We start from the raw sequence: 17,934 nt of genomic DNA on the forward strand, positions 1-17,934 counted from the left end.
GGATTTGGTTGAAGCCTCCCAACGTCGTCATTCTATGGCGGAGCAAGGAGCGAAGCGACGCGCGCAGACCATAGAATGACGATCGCGATGGACGTCTCGGCCAATCTCCAAGGCATGCCACCTGCCAACGCAAACAAAGAGTCGAGCGGTCAAAATTCCTGTGCTGGATAACTAGCCGCTCTCCGCCAACCGTTGGGCCAGTGCCCGATTGGGTTCCCATTCGCCGGCGGGCCTAGTAAACCCTAGCCCGATCGCAGCCGGCCTCGGGAGGTTCCGCTTGTCCAGTTTTGTCAGCGTCGCAAACGAGAACGGCGTGGCGGTGGTCACCATCGACAACCCGCCGGTCAATGCCCTGAGCTTTCACGTCCGCAAGCCGCTTTACGAGGCGCTGGCAGCGCTGCGCGACGATCCCGCCGCCAGGACGATCGTCATCGCCTGCGCCGGACGGACTTTCGTCGCCGGCGCCGACATCACCGAGTTCGGCAAGCCTGTCGAGCAGCCGGAGCTGCGCGCCATCGTCGCCTTGCTGGAGACGATTCCCAAGCCAACAGTCGCGGCCATCCATGGCACGGCGCTCGGCGGCGGGCTGGAGCTGACGCTGGGCTGCCATTTCCGCGTCGCCGATCGCGGCGCCAGGCTCGGCCTGCCCGAAGTGAAGCTCGGCCTGTTGCCGGGCGGCGGCGGTACGGTGCGCCTGCCGCGCCTGGTGAGTGCCGCGAAAGCGCTCGGCATGATCGTTTCCGGAACGCCGATCTCGGCAAGCGAGGCAAAAGCGGTCGGTCTTGCCGATGCGGTTGTCGATGGCGATCTGTTGGCGGAGGCGGTTCGTTTCGCCAGCGAAATGGCTGATCGGGGCGGCCCATTCGTGCCGGTGCGTGATCGCAATGACCGGCTTGCCGAGGCCGATCTTGCCGCTTTCGACGTCCAGGCGGCTGAACTGGCCAGGAAGGCCCGCGGACTGGAAGCGCCGCTTGCCTGCGCCGAAGCGGTGCGCAATGCGATCGCCTTGCCGTTCGACGAGGCGCTTGCGGCGGAGCGGCAACTTTTTCTCAAACTCGTTTCGGGCGATCAGTCGCGCGCGCAGCGCCATCTGTTCTTCGCCGAGCGCGAGGCGGCGAAGATTCCAGGCAAGGATTTGCGCAAGCGCCGGATAGAACGCGTCGGTATCATCGGCGCCGGCACGATGGGCGGCGGCATCGCCATGGCTTTTACCAATGGCGGCTTGCCGGTGACCCTGCTGGAGACGAGCCGAGAGGCGCTGCAGCGCGGGCTGGCGACCATCGAGAAAAACTATGCCGTCTCGGTCAGCCGCGGCTCACTGAGCGAAGAGGCCAGGCAGCAGCGGCTCGGCCTGTTCAAGGGCAGCACCGACTATGCCGACCTCGCCGACTGCGACCTGATCATCGAAGCCGTGTTCGAGGACATGGCGGTGAAGAAGGAAGTATTCGGCAAGCTCGACGCCATCGCCAAACCCGGAGCGATCCTTGCCACCAACACCTCCTATCTCGACGTCGACGCGATCGCCGCATCGACCTCCCGGCCGCAGGATGTGCTTGGCATGCATTTCTTTTCGCCGGCAAATGTCATGAAGCTCTTGGAGATCGTGCGCGCCGAAAAGACCGCGCCCGAGGTGCTGGCTACGGTCACCGATCTCGCCCGGCGCATCGGCAAGGTGGCGGTCGTCGTCGGCGTCTGCCACGGCTTCGTCGGCAACCGTATGCTGTCAGCGCGAGGTACCGAGAACGAGCTTTTGTTGCTCGAAGGCGCCACACCCGCCCGGGTCGACAAGGCGTTCACGGATTTCGGCTGGCCGATGGGACCGTTCCAGATGGGCGATCTGGCCGGCCTCGACATCGGCTGGCGCAACCGCAAGGCGCGTGGCCAGACGGCGGTGATCGCCGATACGCTTTGCGAGCAGGGCCACTTCGGCCAGAAGACCGGACGCGGCTGGTACCGCTATGAGGCTGGCTCGCGCGGACCGGTTGCGGATCCGGAGGTAGAGGAACTGATCCGCGCCAAGGCGGCCGAACTCGGCATCGCCCGGCACGAGATCGGCGCCGACGAGATCATCGAGCGCACGCTCTATCCACTCGTCAACGAGGGCGCAAAAATCCTCGCGGAAGGCATCGCGGCACGTGCCTCCGACATCGATGTCGTCTGGGTCAACGGCTACGGCTTTCCGATCGGCAAGGGCGGGCCGATGTTCTGGGCCGGGCTTGAGGGTGCCGGCAAAATCGTCGAGCGGCTGGAACATTGGCACCGGCAAACGGGACGGGCGATTTTCGAGCCCGCGCCGGTGTTGAGGCGGTTTGCCGAGGCGGGGTCTTGGGAAGGTGCAGCGGCGCCCGGTAACTTCGTCATTCCAGGGCGAAGCGAAGCGTAGACCCTGGAATCCATGCCGTTCCGTCAAGGACGAACGCGACGGCGCAGAACAAGCGCTGGCGCTGCACCTTGCTAATTCTGCACCGTTGCGGCGCTCGACAGTTACGGTATGGATCCTCGGGTCTGCGCCGCGTCGCTACGCTCCTTGCTCCGCCCGTGGATGACGAACCCGGAGGCGGCGAAGCCAAATTTGACCATGTGGACAAAACTCAGGCGCCGTTCCATAGTCCCTCGTCTGACATTTTTTTGAACGGCCGGCTCGACACGGCCGTCGAGCAGAGGGGAACTTCAAATGGAAAACGAACGTAGCAAAACGCAACGCGCCGGCCTGTCGCGGCGCAACGTGCTGGAACTCGGCGCGCTCGGCCTGGCGGCGACCGTGCTGCCCGGCGCGGCCTTGGCCAAGGACAAGAAATTGAAGGTGGCGGCGATCTTCGCCACGCCGATCGAGGAGCCGTGGGACAACCAGATCCATGTCGCCCTGCAGAAGGCCGAGAAGGAGCTGGGCATCGAATACAAATGGTCGGAAAAGGTGCAGACCGCCGACTTCAGCCGCGTCATGCGCGAATATGCGCAGGGCGGCTACCAACTGGTGCTTGGCGACGCCTTCGCCGCCGAGCGTGAATCGCGCCGCACGGCAAAACAGTTCCCGAAGACCGCCTGGCTGTTCGGCTCCGGCGCCGGTCCGGCCGAGCCCAATTTCGGCGTCTTCGACAACTGGATCCATGAGCCCGCCTATCTCTCCGGCATGATCGCCGGCAAAATGTCGAAGTCGGGCACGGTGGGTGCTGTCGCGGCGATGGGCATTCCGGAAGTGAACCGGCTGGTCAACGCCTTCTTTGCCGGCGCCAAGGAGGTCAACCCGAACATCAAGAAGAAGGTCGCCTTCATCGGCTCCTTCTTCGATCCGCCTAAGGCCAAGGAAGCAGCGGTGGCGCAGATCGATGCCGGCGTCGACGTCATCTATGCCGAGCGTTTCGGCGTCATCGAGGCGGCTGTCGAGAAGAAGATCTTCGCCATCTCCAACATGTCCGACCAGTCGAGCCTCGGTCCCGACACGGTCATCACTGGTCCGGTGTGGGACATGTATCCGACGGTCGAGCAGGCGATCAAGCTGGTCAAGGCCGGCGTCTTCACCGCGCAGGACTATGGCGACTTCTCGCGCATGGCCAAGGGCGGCTCGTATCTCGCGCCCTTCCACAAGTTCGACAAGACGCTGCCCGCGGATGTGAAGGACCTGGTCGAGAAGAAAAAGGCCGAGATCCTCGAAGGCAATTTCCGCGTCGACGTCGACGAGAACACGCCGGTTTCGGACTGACGCCTGGTTGAGGGGCGGCGCGAGGCGCCCCCCTCTGTCCTGCCGGACATCTCCCCCTCAAGGGGGGAGATTGGCAGCTTTGCCGACTTCGCTTGGTGTTTCAAGGTTGGTGATTGGCGAAAGCCAAAATGACATCTGATCTCCCCCCTTGAGGGGGAGATGGCCGGCAGGCCAGAGGGGGGTACAGCGCCGTCCTTCACGGTTAAGCTGGATGGCAAAGTCAGGAGCACCCTTGTCCGCCCCACTCATCGAAATGCGCGGCATCACCAAGAGCTTCGGCGCGGTCAAGGCGAACGAGGCCGTCGATCTCAGCGTCGCGCCCGGTGAAATCCTCGGACTTTTGGGCGAGAACGGCGCCGGCAAGACGACGCTGATGAACGTGCTGTTCGGCGCCTATGCGCCGGATGCCGGCGATATCCTGGTCGAGGGCAGGCCGGTCTCTATCCACGATTCCGCCGACGCTTTGGCCGCCGGCATCGGCATGGTGCACCAGCATTTTCATCTGGCGCCACGGCTGACGGTGCTGGAGAACCTCTTGATCGGCATTCCCGGCAAATCGGGCCGCATCGACCGCGCCGGCGGGCTGGCGCGGTTGAAGGAGATCGGCCGCCAACATGGCTTGAGCCTTGAACCCGACCTGGCGGTCTCGGCGCTGTCGGTCGGCGAGCAGCAGCGGCTGGAAATCATCAAGGCGCTGTTTCGCGGCGCCAGGCTCTTGATCCTCGACGAGCCGACGGCGGTGCTGGCGCCTTCGGAAGTCGATGGCCTGTTCGCCGCCTTGCGCTCCATGGCCGCGCAAGGGCTTGGCATCATCTTCATCTCGCACAAGCTCAACGAAGTGCGGGCGCTCACCCATCGCTGCTTGGTTCTGCGCCACGGCAAGGTCGCCGGCCGCGTCGATCAGCCGGCGCAAACGACCTCGGCCGAAATGGCGAAGCTGATGTGCGGCCACGAAATCGTGCCGCCGGTCAAGGAGGCTTCGACGCCCGGCGCTTCCGTGCTGACGCTCGATAGCATTTCCACCTCCGGCCATGCCGGCACGCCGCTGCGTGACGTCTCGCTTTCCGTCCGTGCAGGCGAGATCCTGGGTATCGCCGGCGTTTCCGGCAACGGCCAACGGGCGCTTGCCGATGTGATTTCCGGCATGCTGCCGCCCAAGGCCGGCACGATGACGATAGCCGGCAAAGCGGTCGCGCAGTTTTCTCCGCGCGAGCTGCAGGCGCTCGGCCTCGGCCGTATCCCGGAAGACAGGATGACGACCGGGCTTGTCACCAACCTGCCTTTAGCCGACTCCATGGTGCTGCCGCGCATCGGCACCGAAGCCTTCAGCCGCAAGGGGCTGCTCAATCCGACCGCCATCCGCGCCTTCGCCGAGGAACAGATCAAGGCCTATGACATACGCTGCCCCGGGCCAATGGTGCGCGCCGGCGCGCTGTCCGGCGGCAATCTGCAGAAGGCGCTGCTTGCGCGCGAGCTCGCCTTCGACCCGAAAGTGCTGATCGTCTCGCAGCCGACACGCGGCCTCGACATCGGCGCCGCCCGCTTCATCCACGAGAAATTCCTGGCCATGCGCGCCAAGGGCTGCGGCATCATCGTGATCGGCGAGGACCTCGAGGAATTGCTGATGCTCTGCGACCGTATCGCCGTGATGTATGAGGGCCGCATCGCCGGGACGCTTTCGGGTGCTGACGCCACGGTCGCGAGGCTCGGCCTGATGATGACCGGCGCGGAGGGCCACGCCTGATGTTTCGCCTCGAAGCCCGCACGTCGACACCGGCCTGGTTCAATCTCGCGCTGCCGCTGGTCGCCATCGCCGCCACACTCATCCTGTGCAGCGGGCTGATCGCGGTCGCCGGCGCCGGCGTCACCGACGCCTATGGCGTGATGCTGGCCGCCTCGCTCGGCGACAGCTACGCCATCACCGAGACGCTGGTGCGCGCCGCCCCGATGATCTTCACCGGTCTTGCCGTGGCGATCGCCTTCCGCGCCAAATTCTGGAACATCGGCGCCGAGGGCCAGTTGCTGGCCGGGGCGGTAGCGAGCTGCGCGGTCGGCGCGATCCCGATGCCGGGTTACCTCGCCATGTTGCTGATGGCGTTGGCTGGCGCTGCTGCGGGCGCCCTCGTCGCGCTGGTGCCGGCAACGCTCAGGGTCAAATTCAAGGTCGACGACGTGGTGAGCTCGCTGTTGCTCAACTCGGTCATCTATTACGCGCTGATGGCGCTGATCGAAGGGCCGTGGAAGGACACCTTCAGCGGCTACCCGATCTCGCCACCGATCGAGGATTCGGCAAATTTCCCGGTGCTGATCGAAGGCACGCGGCTGCATCTCGGCGTCATCGTGGCGCTGATCGCCGCACCGCTGTGTTGGTTCCTGATCGCGCGCACCACGCTCGGCTTCCGCATCCGCGTCACCGGCGAGAATCCGGAAGCGGCGCGCTATGGCGGCATCAACGTGCAGCGCGTGCTGCTCTCCACCGCGCTGCTCTCGGGCGCGCTGGCGGGACTTGCCGGCGTCGGCGAGGTCGGCGGCGTGCATTTCCAAGTGATGAGCGACATCTCGCCGGGCTACGGCTATTCCGGCATCGTCGTCGCGATGCTGGCTCGGCTCAATCCGCTCGGCGTGGTGCCGGCGGCGATCTTCCTGGCCGCGGTCATGACCGGCGCCGAGGCGATGTCGCGGGCAACCGGCGTGCCGGCCTTCCTCAGCGATGTTATTCAGGGAACTGCATTGCTTTCCATGCTGGTGGCGCTGCTCTTCACCGCCTACCGCATCCGCCGCGCCGGAGCCCCGGCATGAGCGCGGTGTTCGAGCAGATTTTCCAGGTCGGCTTCCTTGCCGCCATCATCCGCATCGCCACGCCTTTAGCCTTCGCCACGCTGGGCGAGATGTTTTCCGAGCGCGCCGGCGTCCTCAATCTCGGCATCGAAGGCATCATGCTGTTGTCGGCGATGGCCGGCTTCACCGCCGCCAGCCTGAGCGGCAGCCTGTGGCTCGGCGTGCTGGTGGCCGTGCTTGTCGGGGCGCTGATGGGCGCGCTGCATGCGTTGTTCACGGTGGCGCTGGGCCTCAGCCAGCATGTCTGCGGCATCGGCGTGACGCTGTTCTCATCCGGCCTTGCCTATTTCCTCTACCGGCTGATCTTCGGTCAGCAATCCGTGCCGCCGAGCATCGACGGCTTCAAGCCGGTGCCGATCCCGCTGCTCTCGGACATACCGGTGCTCGGCCCGGCCGTGTTCAACCAGTTCGCGCTGGTCTATCTCGCGATCATCGCCGTCCCGCTCGCCGCCTTCGTGCTCTATCGCACGCCGTGGGGGCTGTCGGTGCGCATGGTCGGCGAAAACCCGCGCGCGGCGGACTCGGCCGGCGTCAGCGTCGTCGCGACACGCTTCCAGGCGGTGATCCTCGGCGGCGCGCTGATGGGCCTTGCCGGCGCCTTCCTGACCATGGCGCAGTTCAACGCCTTCACCTTCGGCGTCGTATCCGGGCGCGGCTGGGTGGCGATCGCGCTGGTCGTGTTCGGTCGCTGGGATCCGTGGCGTTCGGCCGGTGCTGCGCTGCTCTTCGCCTTCGTCGACGCGCTGCAGCTCAGGATGCAGGCGAGCGGCCTCGGCCACATCCCCTACGAGGCGTTCCTGATGCTGCCCTTCATCTTCACCATCGTCGCCATGGCTGTCATGTCGCGCAACGCGGTGGCGCCATCGGCGCTGCTCAAGCCGTTCCGACGCGAGGAGCGGTAGGGAGTAGGACCGGCGTCCTTTCCTCTCCCTTCGGAGGGGGAGAGGTGGCGCTGTGAAGCAGCGACGGAGTGGGGGAACCACTTGGCAACCGCCGCCGACGAATATTGAAAAAGGTGCAAGAATCTTCCTGCGCGGCGCCAAGGGTCGACCTCCACTCCGTCGAGCTGCGCTCGACACCTCTCCCCGACCGACGGGGTAGAGGAAGAGCGCCAAGCTGTCCCTGGGTTGAAGAACCTGGAGCCCGGGCAGCCTCACATCCCGTAAACGCGTTGTCCACAAAACAGATGCGCGCCATTGACGAGGCTGGATTCGTCGCTTGCCAGGAACAGCGCTGCTTTCGCCAGTTCCTCCGGTTCGCCGATGCGGCCCTACTGCGCAGCATGGCGGCACCCGGATCGTGAGCATGAAAATCCCCAATCCGCCGGATTTTGAAAATGCGTTTTCGGAAATTGCTCAAAAATAGCAATCGACAAAGTCTACTAACTTTATAGATTAATGGCCGAGACGGAGGCCGATATGTCCTATATCCAGAACGCTCAGACCGCCCGCAAGGGACAAAGGTTGACCGCCGACCAGAGCTGGAGGCCCGCCTATGGCGGTACCTTCGCCTATATCGTCTTCGCGCTTGCGTTCGTGTTCACCGGCGCGGTGGTGATGGGGCTGATCCCCTGAGTCAAGGCGGGCCGAAGCCCCGCCGTCCAATAATCTGAGTTGAGTAATCGGAGCTGAAGACTGGCCGCGGGCCGGTGCGCTATCGCGTGCCGACGCATGGATTTCATTCGGGTTCGGAGCGGGGCGACCCAACGTGATGGAGGAGATGGCAATGCCGATCGAGTTCACGCATGTTCCCGGTAAAGCTGCCAACGGCAGCTTCTTCTATGATTTCGCCGAGACGGCGACCAAATTGTCGCTGATCGAGGATGCCGGCTTTCGCAAGCTGGTGGTGGACGATCCGGCCGGCCTGCTCACCAATATGGACATCGCCGCGCAGACGCTCGACCGCACCGGCTCCTTGGAGGTGGTGCTGACGCATTGGGCCGGCGTGATCGAGCCGACGGTGGCGGCAAGGCAGCTCGCCGCGCTTGATCGCAGAAGTGGCGGCCGCCTGTCGCTGCGCATGTTGAGCGAGCCGCTGGAAGACAGCGACGCCGAGGCGCGGCCGGCCGGCCACAGCGTGGTCTGGCAGCGCATCGACGAATATCTGGTGCTGTTGAAGCGGCTGTGGTCGAACGACAGGCCCTTCGATCACGAAGGCGCCTTCTACAGCGTCAGGGGTGGCTTCGTACCGCGCAAGGGCCCGCATGGCGCCGACCTCGCCATCCGCCTCGGCGGACAGTCCGGCACGGCGCTGAAAGTCGCCGGCAAGCACGCCGATGTCTTCGAGCTCGCCGCCGGCTCGCCCGACGAGGTGCGGCAATTGATCGAGCGTGCGCGCGCCGCCGCCGCCGAGCACGGTCGGGGCGGCAGGCTGCGCTTCGCGCTTCCGGTCCGCATCCGCCCGGACGGCTGTACCGGCACCCCGGATCACAAGGCGGTCGAGATTGCCGGGCCGCCGGCGCGGCTCGCCTTGGCGCTTTTACCCTATGCGGCGCTCGGCATCGAGGAGTTCATGATCGGCGGCATCGACCGCCCAGGCGAGATCGCCCGCATCGGGCGCGAGACGATCACGCTGGTCGCGAATTCGCTGGCGCGCCGCGAGGCGGAGATCCCGCAACCGGGCGCGTTTGCCTCCCACACCAATGCCGAACACCGCGCGGGCTAAGGTCATTCCGCCCCAGAGTAGTCCAGGCCGTCCATCACATAATCCGCGAACAGGAAGTCGCGGATGCCGGCGATCCGGCCGTTCTCCCAATGGATCAGGATGAAGTAGCGCGGCGGCCCGTCCGGACGGTCGGGGCTGGTGACCAGGATGGCGGGCCGGCCTTCGACAAGCCCGGTCGTGAAATGCCAATGCGTTTCGTCGGCATAGCGGCCGAAATAATTGCCGACATACTCCTTGCCGTCGGCGCGCAAGCGGTTGACCAGCTCGAGCTTGACGTCCTGGGCCAGAAGGCCGCGCAAGGTATCGAAGTCCCTGGCGTTGAAGGCGGCCACATAGTCGCCGAGGCGCCGCATTTCCTCTCGGTTGAGGGTCGGGCGCGGCGACGTTGCCCTGGGCGCCGCCGCATGCTTGCGCAGGCTCTCGCGGCCCCGCTGCAGCGCGCCCTTAATCGCGGTGTCGGAGGTCTCGAGGATTTCGCCGATCTCCTCCAGGCTGTGGCCAAGCACATCCTTCAGTACCACCGTGCATCGTTGCGCCGGCGGCAGCTGCATCAGTTCGGCCAGGCTCGCCTCGGCGGCAATACGCGCATCGATGGGCGAGTCTTCGTCGGCGATCGTATCGAGCTCGACCTCGCTTTCGCGCCCGCGCGAACGGGCGCGCTTGCGCAGAAAATCGAGTGCCGCGTTATGCGCGATGCGAAACAGCCAGGGTTCCGTCCTGTCGGGCATGTCGCCATTCCTGATCGCCACGAAGCCTTTGGCCAGAGCCTCCTGGACGATGTCTTCGCCATCGATGACCGATCCCACCATCCGCGAAGAGTAGCGGTGCAGCTTGGCCCTCAAGCCGGCCGCCTCGCGCTCGAAGGCGCGAAGCCTGGCTTCGGTCGCCGCGAAGGACTGATCCTGCGAACCGGTCACGCGTCCTCCTGGTTTTCCACCCCGCCCGTATGGGAATAGGTCGTGTGACCCATCATGCTCTCGCCGGCGGCCAGCTCGACGATGCTCTTCATGTAATCGGCGAAGCGCGGATCGCTGCGGAAGGCCGCGATGTCCTCGGCCGAACGCCATTGCGAGATGTTGGCGACCTTGCTGCCGTCGCCACCGACGACCACCGACGACGACAGCGAGCCCGGCTGCTTGCTGAAGAAGCTTCTCGTGCCCTCGGCGAGGGTCTTGGCCAGCTCCTGCTGTTTGCCCGGCTTGGCGGTGAAGACGTTGATCAAGGTCAGCGTGGTCGACATGGCTTGGCTCCGTTTGTCCTTTGGCGGAGGCCGTCTCGGCTCTCACACCCGTTACGACCCTCAAGACGAACCCGGAACCGACAACGGAACGGTGCATGCAAAAGATTTTCGACAATCGATCAAGTTCGCGATCCGGACGCTGCCATGAACCTATCGAGCGGCCGTTGCGCCCCTACGTTCAGAAAAAATTCTCCTCACCGTTCCAACAGCCATCCCTGTTTCGTCTTGGTGAGTGCGGCGGGCTTGCGACGCCGGCATCAACCAAGGGAGAAGCAAAATGTCGATCCTGTCATCCATCGGTCGCATCGCGACCAACTATGCAGCAACCCGCGCCCGCTACCGGGCAGCGCGGACACTTTATCTGTTGCCGCTCGACATCCGCAAGGACATCGGCTGGCCGGAGGTCGGCGATCCGGGCGATCCCGAAGCCGTCAGTTCGCCCCGTCCGCGAGTCGTGATAGCGCGGCAATGACGGCCGCCGACTCCGCCAGCGCGCCGAACACGCCGTCCTCCACCGTCACCATATGCAGCGCGGCCTCGTGGGCTCGTTGGTCGCCGCTGGCGCAGGCATCCGCGATCGTCAGGCACTGAAAATTGCGGTCGCAGGCTTCGCGCAGCGTGGTGTGGACGCAGACATCCGTCGTGCATCCGGTGAACATCAGATGCGTGATGCCCCTTGCGCGCAGGATCAGCTCGAGATCCGTGTAGGTGAAGGCGCCGTTGCAGGTCTTGTCGACGATGATGTCTTGCGGTTCGACCTCGATATCGGAAACGATCTGGAAGCCCGGACTGGAGCGCAGCAGGATGTCGGTGCCGTCGAGCCCTGCACGCTTACGCCGCCATTTCTCGTAAGGCGTCATGCCGGCCATGTCGGCGCGGTAGCCCTGCCTGGTGAGGACGATGGTGAGGCCGGCGGCACGAGCGGCGGCTATCAGCCGGTTCACCGCTGGCAGGATGGCTCTCAGCGGCGACGGATCATAGCCTTTCCTGGCGAAATACCCGGTCGGCGACAGGAAATCCTCCTGCAGGTCTATGACCAGCACCGCCGTATGTTGCGGCACCAGCCTGCCGTCATAGGGAAAGTCGAACGGTATCGCCTTGATCATCCGCGGCCTCCTTCTTCGTTGTCGAGCATAGCCCGCCGCGCATGCAGCGGAAGCCCGGTGGTGCTCGCCGGCGTCCGCCCCAGGGCGATTAAGCAGCGGTTCGCCGGATTTGTTGCCTGGATTCCCATCTTAATCTTGACTATCATAGTCATGTTTCATACTCAGTCGGCAAGCCATGGCGGAAAGCCGTGACCGAGGTTCGCACCAGCCAGCCGACAAGTCCTGCTGGCTCGTGCCATGACAAAGCGAGGACGAGACTTGTCCCGGAGCGTTCTGTTCGCGGCGCTGGCCGCATCCGTGATTTTTTCGGCTGAGATAGCCGTGGCGCAGCAGCAGCCGACAACACCGCCCGCGACCAGTCCGGCACCGGCCGCCCAGCCCCCAGCGCCTGTCGCAGCCACCACCAATCCACCGGCCACGGTGCAAACGCCGGCTGAAACCGCAGCGGCGGAACCGGGCATCCCGCGGGCTCCGAACGGCGCCATCGGCGACGAGCCTTCCATCTCGCTGACGCTGCCGCATGACCTGTCGCCCTGGGGCATGTTCATGAATGCCGACATCGTCGTGAAGGCGGTCATGGTCGGGCTGGCTTTCGCTTCTCTCGTCACCTGGACGATCTGGCTCGCCAAGTCGCTGGAGGTCTTCGGCGGCAAGCTGAGGGTCCGTCGCGCCGCCGATGCGATCGGAAACGCCGCGACGCTGATGCAGGCCGGCCGGGAACTTGGCCACAGCGGCGGTCCGGGCGCGCTTTTGGTGCGGGCGGCCGAAGAAGAACGAGCGCTTTCAGCCGGCGCCCTCGATCACGCCTCGGGCGACGGCCTCAAGGAGCGCGTCGCCTCCAGGCTTTCGCGCATCGAGGCGGCGGCGGCACGGCGCATGTCGCGCGGCACCGGCCTGCTCGCCACCATCGGCTCGACGGCGCCCTTCGTCGGCCTGTTCGGCACCGTCTGGGGTATCATGAATGCTTTCATCGGCATCTCGCAGGCGCAGACCACCAACCTGGCTGTCGTCGCGCCCGGCATTGCCGAGGCGCTGCTCGCCACCGCGATGGGCCTGGTCGCGGCCATTCCGGCGGTCGTCATCTACAACGTCTTCGCGCGCTCGATAGCCGGCTACAAGCAGCTCCTTGCCGACGCTTCCGCCGGCGTCGAGCAGCTGGTGAGCCGCGATCTCGACTTCCGCACGGTGCCGCCGGCGACGGCGATGGCGGCGGAGTAACGGCGATGGCGACGCGGATACGCGAGACTTCCGGCGACGATCTCGAGGAAAGCCACGACATCAACGTGACGCCGTTCATCGACGTCATCCTGGTGTTGTTGATCATCTTCATGGTCGCGGCACCGCTCGCCACCGTCGACGTCGATGTCGACCTGCCGGGCTCGACGGCAACGCCCGCGCCCCGCCCCGAGACGCCGCTCTTCCTCACGCTGAAAAGCGATCTCACGCTGGCGATCGGCAATGAGGGCGTGCCGCGCCCGGCCTTTGCCGGGGTGCTCGACAGCCGCACCAGGGGCGACAAGCAGACGCGCATCTTCCTGCGCGCCGACAGGACGGTCGGCTATGGCGACCTGATGGAAGTCATGAACCTGCTGCGTACCGCCGGCTATCTGAAGGTCGCGCTGGTCGGGCTCGATACGACATCGGGCGGAACAGCCGGGCCGGCCGCGCCTGGAACGCCGGCCCCTGGCGCGAACCCCTCCCCGGCACCGGATGGAAGCTCGGCGCAATGACGGTCGCCGCCCTGTCCCGGATTTCCCGGCCCCGCTTCGGCGCGCGTGAAGCCGGCCTGTGGACGAGTGCGGCCGCGATCATTCTGGCCGCGCATGTGGCGGTTGCCTATGCGGTGCAGAACCTGAGTTTCGCCGAGACGCAGGATGGCGGCCCGCCGCCGGCGCTGGCGATCGAAATGGCGCCGCTGGTGATCGCGCCTGCGGTGCCGGAAGAGACGGCGATGGTGGACACGGTGACAGCGGAGCCACCCGATGCGGCCGAGGCGGCCGAAAAACCCATCGAAGCAAGACCGGTGAGCGATCCGGCGCCGGTGGTGCAACAGACCAAGCCAGCCATTGAACAGCCACTCGATACCGACAACACGCAGGAGCCTGAGCAGGCCGCGCCGGCAGCGCTTGCGGCGCTGAGCGAGCAGTCGCCGCTGGACGAGGTCGTGCCCGACCCTGTCGAGGCTATCGCGCCCGATGTCGTCATTCCGCTGCCGGAGCCCAAACCCGTCGAAGCGCAGGTGAAGGCGCGGAAGCCGGCCGAACCGAGGAAGAAGGCCGAGAAGAAACCGGTCGAAAAGCCGAAAGAACGGGTCAAGAAGGAAAAGTCGCCCCCGCCCAGGACGACGACCACCGCCAGCATCGACGCCAAGGCCACGGCGAAAGCGGCTGCGCCACAATTCTCCAATGCGGCGCCGCGCCCGAGCGTCAGTCCGTCGCGCTGGAATTCCAGCCTGGCGGTGTGGATCAGGCGGCACACCCGCTATCCGAGCGCGGCGCGCTCCAGGCGGGCCGAGGGCACGCCCAGCGTGACCTTCACGGTCGACACCTCCGGCAGGGTGATCTCGGCCCGGCTGGCACGTTCGTCGGGCGACGGCGATCTCGACCGCGCGGCTCTCGGCGCATTGCAGGGCGCCTCGGTGCCGGCGCCGCCGGCGGAACTCGGCGCCCGCGTCACCCGAACCGCGCCTTTCGTCTTCAGCGTGCGGGACTAAACGGCCATTCAACTTTCAGGCTTGACTGGTGGACGGTACGGAATAGGGTAGCCCGTGAAAATACCGGCCTTGGTCGCCGGGCGGCAAAAATGCCTCGTATGCCTCGCCTATCCGGCGCTGGCTGCGAGGCTTTTTCATTTTGGGGCCTTGCTTGAAACGACGCATCGAGATCGGCATCCTCTATTCCCGGTCGGGCAGCTACCAGCTCGTCTCCGACGCCTCCCGGCTGGGCGCGATGCGGGCGATCGCCGACATCAATGCCGATCGCGCGCAAGGCATCGAGCTTGTCCCGGTCGAGCGCGACCCGCAAAGCAATGCCGACCGCTACGCGACGCTCTGCGAGGATATCTTCCGGACCAGCAGCGCCCGCCATGTCATCGGCTGCATCACCTCCTGGAGTCGCAAGGAGACGATCCCGGTGCTGGAGAAAGCGGGGGGCATGCTCTGGTATGCCTGCCCGTATGAAGGGTTCGAGGCCAACGAGCATGTCGTCTACATGCATGCCTGCCCGAACCAGCATCTGGTGCCGTTGATGGCCCATGTCGCGCCGCGTTTCGGCGCCAACGGTTTCCTGCTCGGCTCGAACTACATATGGGGCTGGGAGATGAACCGCGTCGCGCGCGACCTGATCGCGGACGCCGGCGGCAAGGTGCTTGGCGAACGCTATCTGCGCATCGGCGAGACCGACGTTTCGCGCCTGATCGACGAAATCCGCGTCACGCGACCGAATTTCATCCTCAACAACCTCATCGGCACCTCGTCCTACGCCTTCCTCGCCGCCTATCGCGACCTGGGACGAGAGGATGCTGCCTTCAAGCCCGACACCTGCCCGGTGATCTCCTGCAACCTCACCGAGGGCGAGCTGCCGGCAATCGGCGAAACGGGCAACGGTCATCTGTCGGCTGGACCCTATTTCGCGCCGCGCCCGGCCGCCTTCGCCTCGTCCTTCGAGGCGTCCGCCTATGCCTCGGTGCAAGTGATGGCGGATGTGCTTTCCGGTGATCCCGATGCCGGTCCGGCGGCGTTCTCCAGAGCCTTCGCCGAACGCCGCTTCTCGACGCGCCTCGGGCCCATCGCCATCGATCCGCACACGCAGCATGCGACCCTGCCGGTGATCATCGGGCGCATTGCCGACGGATTCTTCGAGGTGGTGAGCCGCGAGGACGAGGTGGCGCCCGATCCTTATCTTTCGCGCTACGATCCGGCGAAGGTCTTCGGCCGTCCGCGGCTCAGGGTGGTGTCGTGAGCCGCGCCGCGCGCATCCCCAATCTCGGCGGCGCCAAGGCCTTCGTGCTGCATCGCCCGCACACGACGGTGCAGGCGATCACCAGGCAGTTGTCGGCGATCGGCCTCGAGGCGGTCGAGTGCTGGCCGCATCTGCCGGCGGAGGCGCTGGCGGCGGATTTCGTTTTCTTCGATACCGATCTCGGCTTCGACGAGCAGTTCCCGTGGAAGGCCGGCGAGGCGCCGATGCCGCTGGTGGCGCTGATCGGCTCGGAGGCGCCGGGCCGCATTGAATGGGCGCTGTCGCACAAGGCCGATGCGCAATTGCTGAAACCGGTGGGGACCGCCGGGGTCTACAGCGCGCTGCTGATCGCCAGGCAGAGTTTCGAAGCGCGCGGCCAGCTAGCCGGCGAGATCGCGTCGCTGCGCCAGCGGGTCGGCGAGCGCCAGACCATCGTGCGCGCGGTCGCGGCCCTGTCGAAAGGCAGCGATGACGATCGCGCCTACGCGCAGCTCAGATCGCTGGCGATGAGCTGGCAGATCAGCGTCGAGGAAGCGGCGCGGCGCATCGTGGCGATGACGGGAGACGAGGGCGGCGATGACCAATCCCATCGCGCCTGACCTTCCGGCGCCGGGCCAGATGCCGGTAAGGCCGCGCGCCGGCGTCTGGCGCCGGCTGGTCAAGCGGCCGCTGGCGCTGCTCGGACTGCTCATCGTCGCCATCGTGCTCGCCGGCGCCGTCCTCGCGCCATGGCTGACCGGCTACGATCCCAACGAGCAGATGTTCGACGGCCTGACGCTCGAAGGCTCGCCCTTGCCGCCGAATGCCAAGTTCTGGCTGGGCACCGATCTGCTCGGCCGCGACCTGTTGACCCGCATCCTGTTCGGGGCCCGCACCTCGCTGATCATCGGCATCGTCGCCAATGGCGTGGCGCTTGTGATCGGCACGCTGGTCGGCGTCACGGCGGGTTATTTCCGCGGCTGGATCGGCAGCGCGCTGATGCGCTTCACCGACCTGATGATGGCCTTTCCCGCACTGCTGCTCGCCATCTGCCTGGCCGCGGTGTTCGAGCCGAGCCTTTGGATCGTCGCCATGGTGATCGCGCTGGTCAACTGGGTGCAGACCGCGCGCGTCATCTACACCGAAACCTCGTCGCTCTCCGAGCGCGAGTTCATCGATGCCGAGCGCACGATAGGGCGAGCGCGCCGCGCATCCTCGTACGCCACATCCTGCCGCATCTTCTGCCGACCATCATCGTCTGGGGCACGCTCGGCATCTCGACCACGGTGCTGCTCGAAGCCACGCTCAGCTATCTCGGCATCGGCGTGCAACCGCCGACGGCGTCGTGGGGCAACGTCATCTTCGAGAACCAGACCTATTTCCAGGCCGCCCCCTGGCTGGTGTTCTTCCCCGGCGCCGCGATCCTGGCGCTGGCGCTGGCCTTCAACCTGATCGGCGACGCGCTGCGTGACATTCTCGACCCGACGCAGAGGGGAAGGGCATGATCGCCTATCTCGGCCGACGGCTCATCCAGTCGCTGCTCATCCTGCTCGGCGTTTCGCTGATCACCTTCGCACTGCTCTATCTGCTGCCGGCCGACCCGGTGCGCCAGATCGCCGGCCGCAGCGCCACGCCCGAAACGGTGGAGAACATCCGCCGCCAGCTCGGCCTCGACCAGCCCTTCATCGTCCAGTACTGGCACTATCTCGCCAGGCTCGTCAGCGGCGATCTCGGTCGCTCTTACATCCAGCGCTCGGAAGTCACCGAACTCATCGTCTCGCGGCTGCCCGCCAGCCTGCTGCTGATGGTTGGCGCCATCCTGTGCGAGCTGGCGATCGGCCTAACCATGGGACTGATCGCCGCCGTCAAGCGCGGCACCGCCACCGATCAGACCTTGATGGTCGCCTCCTTCGTCGGCGTCTCGGCGCCACAGTTCGTCGTCGGCCTGCTGCTTCTCTACGTCTTCGCCGTCAGGCTCGGCTGGTTCCCGATCGGCGGCTACGGAAGCTGGCGCCACCTCGTGCTGCCGTCGCTGACCATGGGCATTCTCGGCGCCGGCTGGTACGCGCGCATGATGCGCTCGTCGATGATCGACGTTCTGCGCCAGGATTACATGCGCACCGCCCGCGCCAAGGGCCTGGCGCGTGGCGCCATCCTGTTTCGCCACGCGCTGCCCAACGCCATCCTGCCGGTCGTGGCCATGATCGGCATCGACATCGGCATCTTCATGGGTGGCATCGTGGTGGTCGAAAGCGTCTTCGGCTGGCCCGGCATCGGCCAGCTCGCCTGGCAGGCGATCCAGCGCGTCGACATCCCGATCATCATGGGCGTCACCCTGGTCTCGGCCTTCGCCATCGTGCTCGGCAACCTGCTGGCCGACATCATCGCGCCCTTCATCGATCCCCGAATCAAACTGAGATGAAAACGACGACAACCAGCGAAAGGGAA

Annotated in this window: 17 protein-coding genes and 2 pseudogenes; 15 read left to right on the forward strand and 4 right to left on the reverse strand. The window is 65.7% G+C overall.

The features are described from left to right. Positions 1-277 precede the first annotated feature (277 nt). The 5 genes from RFM98_RS12105 (at position 278) to RFM98_RS12125 (ending at position 7,440) form a co-directional block, all read left to right on the forward strand. Positions 278-2,383: a 3-hydroxyacyl-CoA dehydrogenase NAD-binding domain-containing protein gene (locus RFM98_RS12105; protein WP_320309086.1), complete on the forward strand. Its 2,106-nt coding sequence runs from the start codon at positions 278-280 to the stop codon at positions 2,381-2,383. 291 nt (positions 2,384-2,674) lie between these two features. Next, entirely contained in the window at positions 2,675-3,700 is a 1,026-nt protein-coding gene (locus RFM98_RS12110) for a BMP family protein (RefSeq protein WP_320309087.1), read from the forward strand. A 232-nt stretch (positions 3,701-3,932) separates the two neighbouring features. Continuing rightward, on the forward strand, positions 3,933-5,444 hold the full coding sequence (locus tag RFM98_RS12115; RefSeq protein ID WP_320309088.1) for an ABC transporter ATP-binding protein: 1,512 nt from the start codon (positions 3,933-3,935) through the stop codon (positions 5,442-5,444). Next, positions 5,444-6,499: an ABC transporter permease gene (locus tag RFM98_RS12120; protein WP_320309089.1), complete on the forward strand. Its 1,056-nt coding sequence runs from the start codon at positions 5,444-5,446 to the stop codon at positions 6,497-6,499. The genes RFM98_RS12115 and RFM98_RS12120 overlap by 1 nt, the downstream gene beginning before the upstream one ends. Then, complete coding sequence (locus tag RFM98_RS12125; protein ID WP_320309090.1) at positions 6,496-7,440, forward strand: ABC transporter permease; 945 nt, start codon at positions 6,496-6,498, stop codon at positions 7,438-7,440. The genes RFM98_RS12120 and RFM98_RS12125 overlap by 4 nt, the downstream gene beginning before the upstream one ends. Positions 7,441-7,699: 259 nt before the next feature. Here RFM98_RS12125 and RFM98_RS12130 read toward each other — a convergent pair. Next, a pseudogene (locus tag RFM98_RS12130) lies at positions 7,700-7,808 on the reverse strand (SDR family oxidoreductase); the annotation flags it as partial. A gap of 148 nt (positions 7,809-7,956) precedes the next feature. Here RFM98_RS12130 and RFM98_RS12135 point away from each other — a divergent pair. Together RFM98_RS12135 and RFM98_RS12140 are read left to right on the forward strand one after the other, a co-directional pair. After that, the gene (locus RFM98_RS12135; RefSeq protein WP_320215751.1) at positions 7,957-8,112 is read left to right on the forward strand and encodes a hypothetical protein; all 156 of its coding nucleotides are present in this window, start codon (positions 7,957-7,959) and stop codon (positions 8,110-8,112) included. A 151-nt stretch (positions 8,113-8,263) separates the two neighbouring features. Next, the gene (locus RFM98_RS12140) at positions 8,264-9,202 is read left to right on the forward strand and encodes an LLM class flavin-dependent oxidoreductase (protein ID WP_320309091.1); all 939 of its coding nucleotides are present in this window, start codon (positions 8,264-8,266) and stop codon (positions 9,200-9,202) included. A 2-nt stretch (positions 9,203-9,204) separates the two neighbouring features. Here the strand turns inward: RFM98_RS12140 and RFM98_RS12145 are convergent, their stop codons facing one another. Then, a complete protein-coding gene (locus RFM98_RS12145; RefSeq protein ID WP_320309092.1) occupies positions 9,205-10,119 on the reverse strand; it encodes a sigma-70 family RNA polymerase sigma factor in 915 nt (304 codons plus the stop codon). Next, positions 10,116-10,442: an antibiotic biosynthesis monooxygenase family protein gene (locus RFM98_RS12150; protein WP_320309093.1), complete on the reverse strand. Its 327-nt coding sequence runs from the start codon at positions 10,440-10,442 to the stop codon at positions 10,116-10,118. Before RFM98_RS12150 ends, RFM98_RS12145 begins: the two co-directional genes overlap by 4 nt. Before the next feature lie 277 nt (positions 10,443-10,719). Here RFM98_RS12150 and RFM98_RS12155 point away from each other — a divergent pair, with 277 nt between their 5' ends. Continuing rightward, positions 10,720-10,914: a hypothetical protein gene (locus RFM98_RS12155; RefSeq protein WP_320309094.1), complete on the forward strand. Its 195-nt coding sequence runs from the start codon at positions 10,720-10,722 to the stop codon at positions 10,912-10,914. Here the strand turns inward: RFM98_RS12155 and RFM98_RS12160 are convergent. Beyond that, on the reverse strand, positions 10,874-11,548 hold the full coding sequence (locus RFM98_RS12160) for a cysteine hydrolase family protein (protein ID WP_320309095.1): 675 nt from the start codon (positions 11,546-11,548) through the stop codon (positions 10,874-10,876). The two genes, RFM98_RS12155 and RFM98_RS12160, sit on opposite strands and share 41 nt — an antisense overlap. Positions 11,549-11,806: 258 nt before the next feature. Between RFM98_RS12160 and exbB the strand changes: the two genes are divergently transcribed. From exbB to RFM98_RS12195, 7 genes and pseudogenes are all read left to right on the forward strand, one after another. Further along, entirely contained in the window at positions 11,807-12,766 is a 960-nt protein-coding gene (gene exbB / locus RFM98_RS12165; RefSeq protein WP_320309096.1) for a tonB-system energizer ExbB, read from the forward strand. Positions 12,767-12,771: 5 nt separating this feature from the next. Further along, positions 12,772-13,278, forward strand: coding sequence for a TonB system transport protein ExbD (gene exbD / locus RFM98_RS12170; protein ID WP_320309097.1), 507 nt, complete (start codon positions 12,772-12,774; stop codon positions 13,276-13,278). Next, positions 13,275-14,261 (forward strand): TonB family protein, encoded by a 987-nt coding sequence (locus RFM98_RS12175; protein WP_320309098.1) that lies wholly within the window; start codon positions 13,275-13,277, stop codon positions 14,259-14,261. Before exbD ends, RFM98_RS12175 begins: the two co-directional genes overlap by 4 nt. A gap of 151 nt (positions 14,262-14,412) precedes the next feature. After that, the gene (locus tag RFM98_RS12180; RefSeq protein ID WP_320309099.1) at positions 14,413-15,507 is read left to right on the forward strand and encodes a transporter substrate-binding protein; all 1,095 of its coding nucleotides are present in this window, start codon (positions 14,413-14,415) and stop codon (positions 15,505-15,507) included. Beyond that, positions 15,504-16,106, forward strand: a complete 603-nt coding sequence (locus RFM98_RS12185; protein WP_320309100.1) for an ANTAR domain-containing response regulator — start codon at positions 15,504-15,506, stop codon at positions 16,104-16,106. Before RFM98_RS12180 ends, RFM98_RS12185 begins: the two co-directional genes overlap by 4 nt. A gap of 19 nt (positions 16,107-16,125) precedes the next feature. After that, positions 16,126-16,991: pseudogene (locus tag RFM98_RS12190) on the forward strand (ABC transporter permease). Continuing rightward, on the forward strand, positions 16,988-17,908 hold the full coding sequence (locus tag RFM98_RS12195) for an ABC transporter permease (protein ID WP_320215741.1): 921 nt from the start codon (positions 16,988-16,990) through the stop codon (positions 17,906-17,908). The pseudogene RFM98_RS12190 and the gene RFM98_RS12195 overlap by 4 nt, the downstream one beginning before the upstream one ends. Positions 17,909-17,934 lie beyond the last annotated feature (26 nt).

The sequence above is a fragment of the Mesorhizobium australafricanum genome (assembly GCF_033977265.1).
GTDB lineage: Bacteria > Pseudomonadota > Alphaproteobacteria > Rhizobiales > Rhizobiaceae > Mesorhizobium > Mesorhizobium australafricanum.

What these genes read in the sequence shown, in the direction of transcription:
- RFM98_RS12110 (WP_320309087.1), top strand. Translation starts at nt 2,675, where the DNA reads ATGGAAAACGAACGTAGCAAAACGCAACGCGCCGGCCTGTCGCGGCGC.
- RFM98_RS12120 (WP_320309089.1), top strand. Translation starts at nt 5,444, where the DNA reads ATGTTTCGCCTCGAAGCCCGCACGTCGACACCGGCCTGGTTCAATCTC.
- RFM98_RS12125 (WP_320309090.1), top strand. Translation starts at nt 6,496, where the DNA reads ATGAGCGCGGTGTTCGAGCAGATTTTCCAGGTCGGCTTCCTTGCCGCC.
- RFM98_RS12135 (WP_320215751.1), top strand. Translation starts at nt 7,957, where the DNA reads ATGTCCTATATCCAGAACGCTCAGACCGCCCGCAAGGGACAAAGGTTG.
- RFM98_RS12140 (WP_320309091.1), top strand. Translation starts at nt 8,264, where the DNA reads ATGCCGATCGAGTTCACGCATGTTCCCGGTAAAGCTGCCAACGGCAGC.
- RFM98_RS12150 (WP_320309093.1), bottom strand. Translation starts at nt 10,442, where the DNA reads ATGTCGACCACGCTGACCTTGATCAACGTCTTCACCGCCAAGCCGGGC.
- RFM98_RS12155 (WP_320309094.1), top strand. Translation starts at nt 10,720, where the DNA reads ATGTCGATCCTGTCATCCATCGGTCGCATCGCGACCAACTATGCAGCA.
- RFM98_RS12160 (WP_320309095.1), bottom strand. Translation starts at nt 11,548, where the DNA reads ATGATCAAGGCGATACCGTTCGACTTTCCCTATGACGGCAGGCTGGTG.
- exbD (WP_320309097.1), top strand. Translation starts at nt 12,772, where the DNA reads ATGGCGACGCGGATACGCGAGACTTCCGGCGACGATCTCGAGGAAAGC.
- RFM98_RS12175 (WP_320309098.1), top strand. Translation starts at nt 13,275, where the DNA reads ATGACGGTCGCCGCCCTGTCCCGGATTTCCCGGCCCCGCTTCGGCGCG.
- RFM98_RS12195 (WP_320215741.1), top strand. Translation starts at nt 16,988, where the DNA reads ATGATCGCCTATCTCGGCCGACGGCTCATCCAGTCGCTGCTCATCCTG.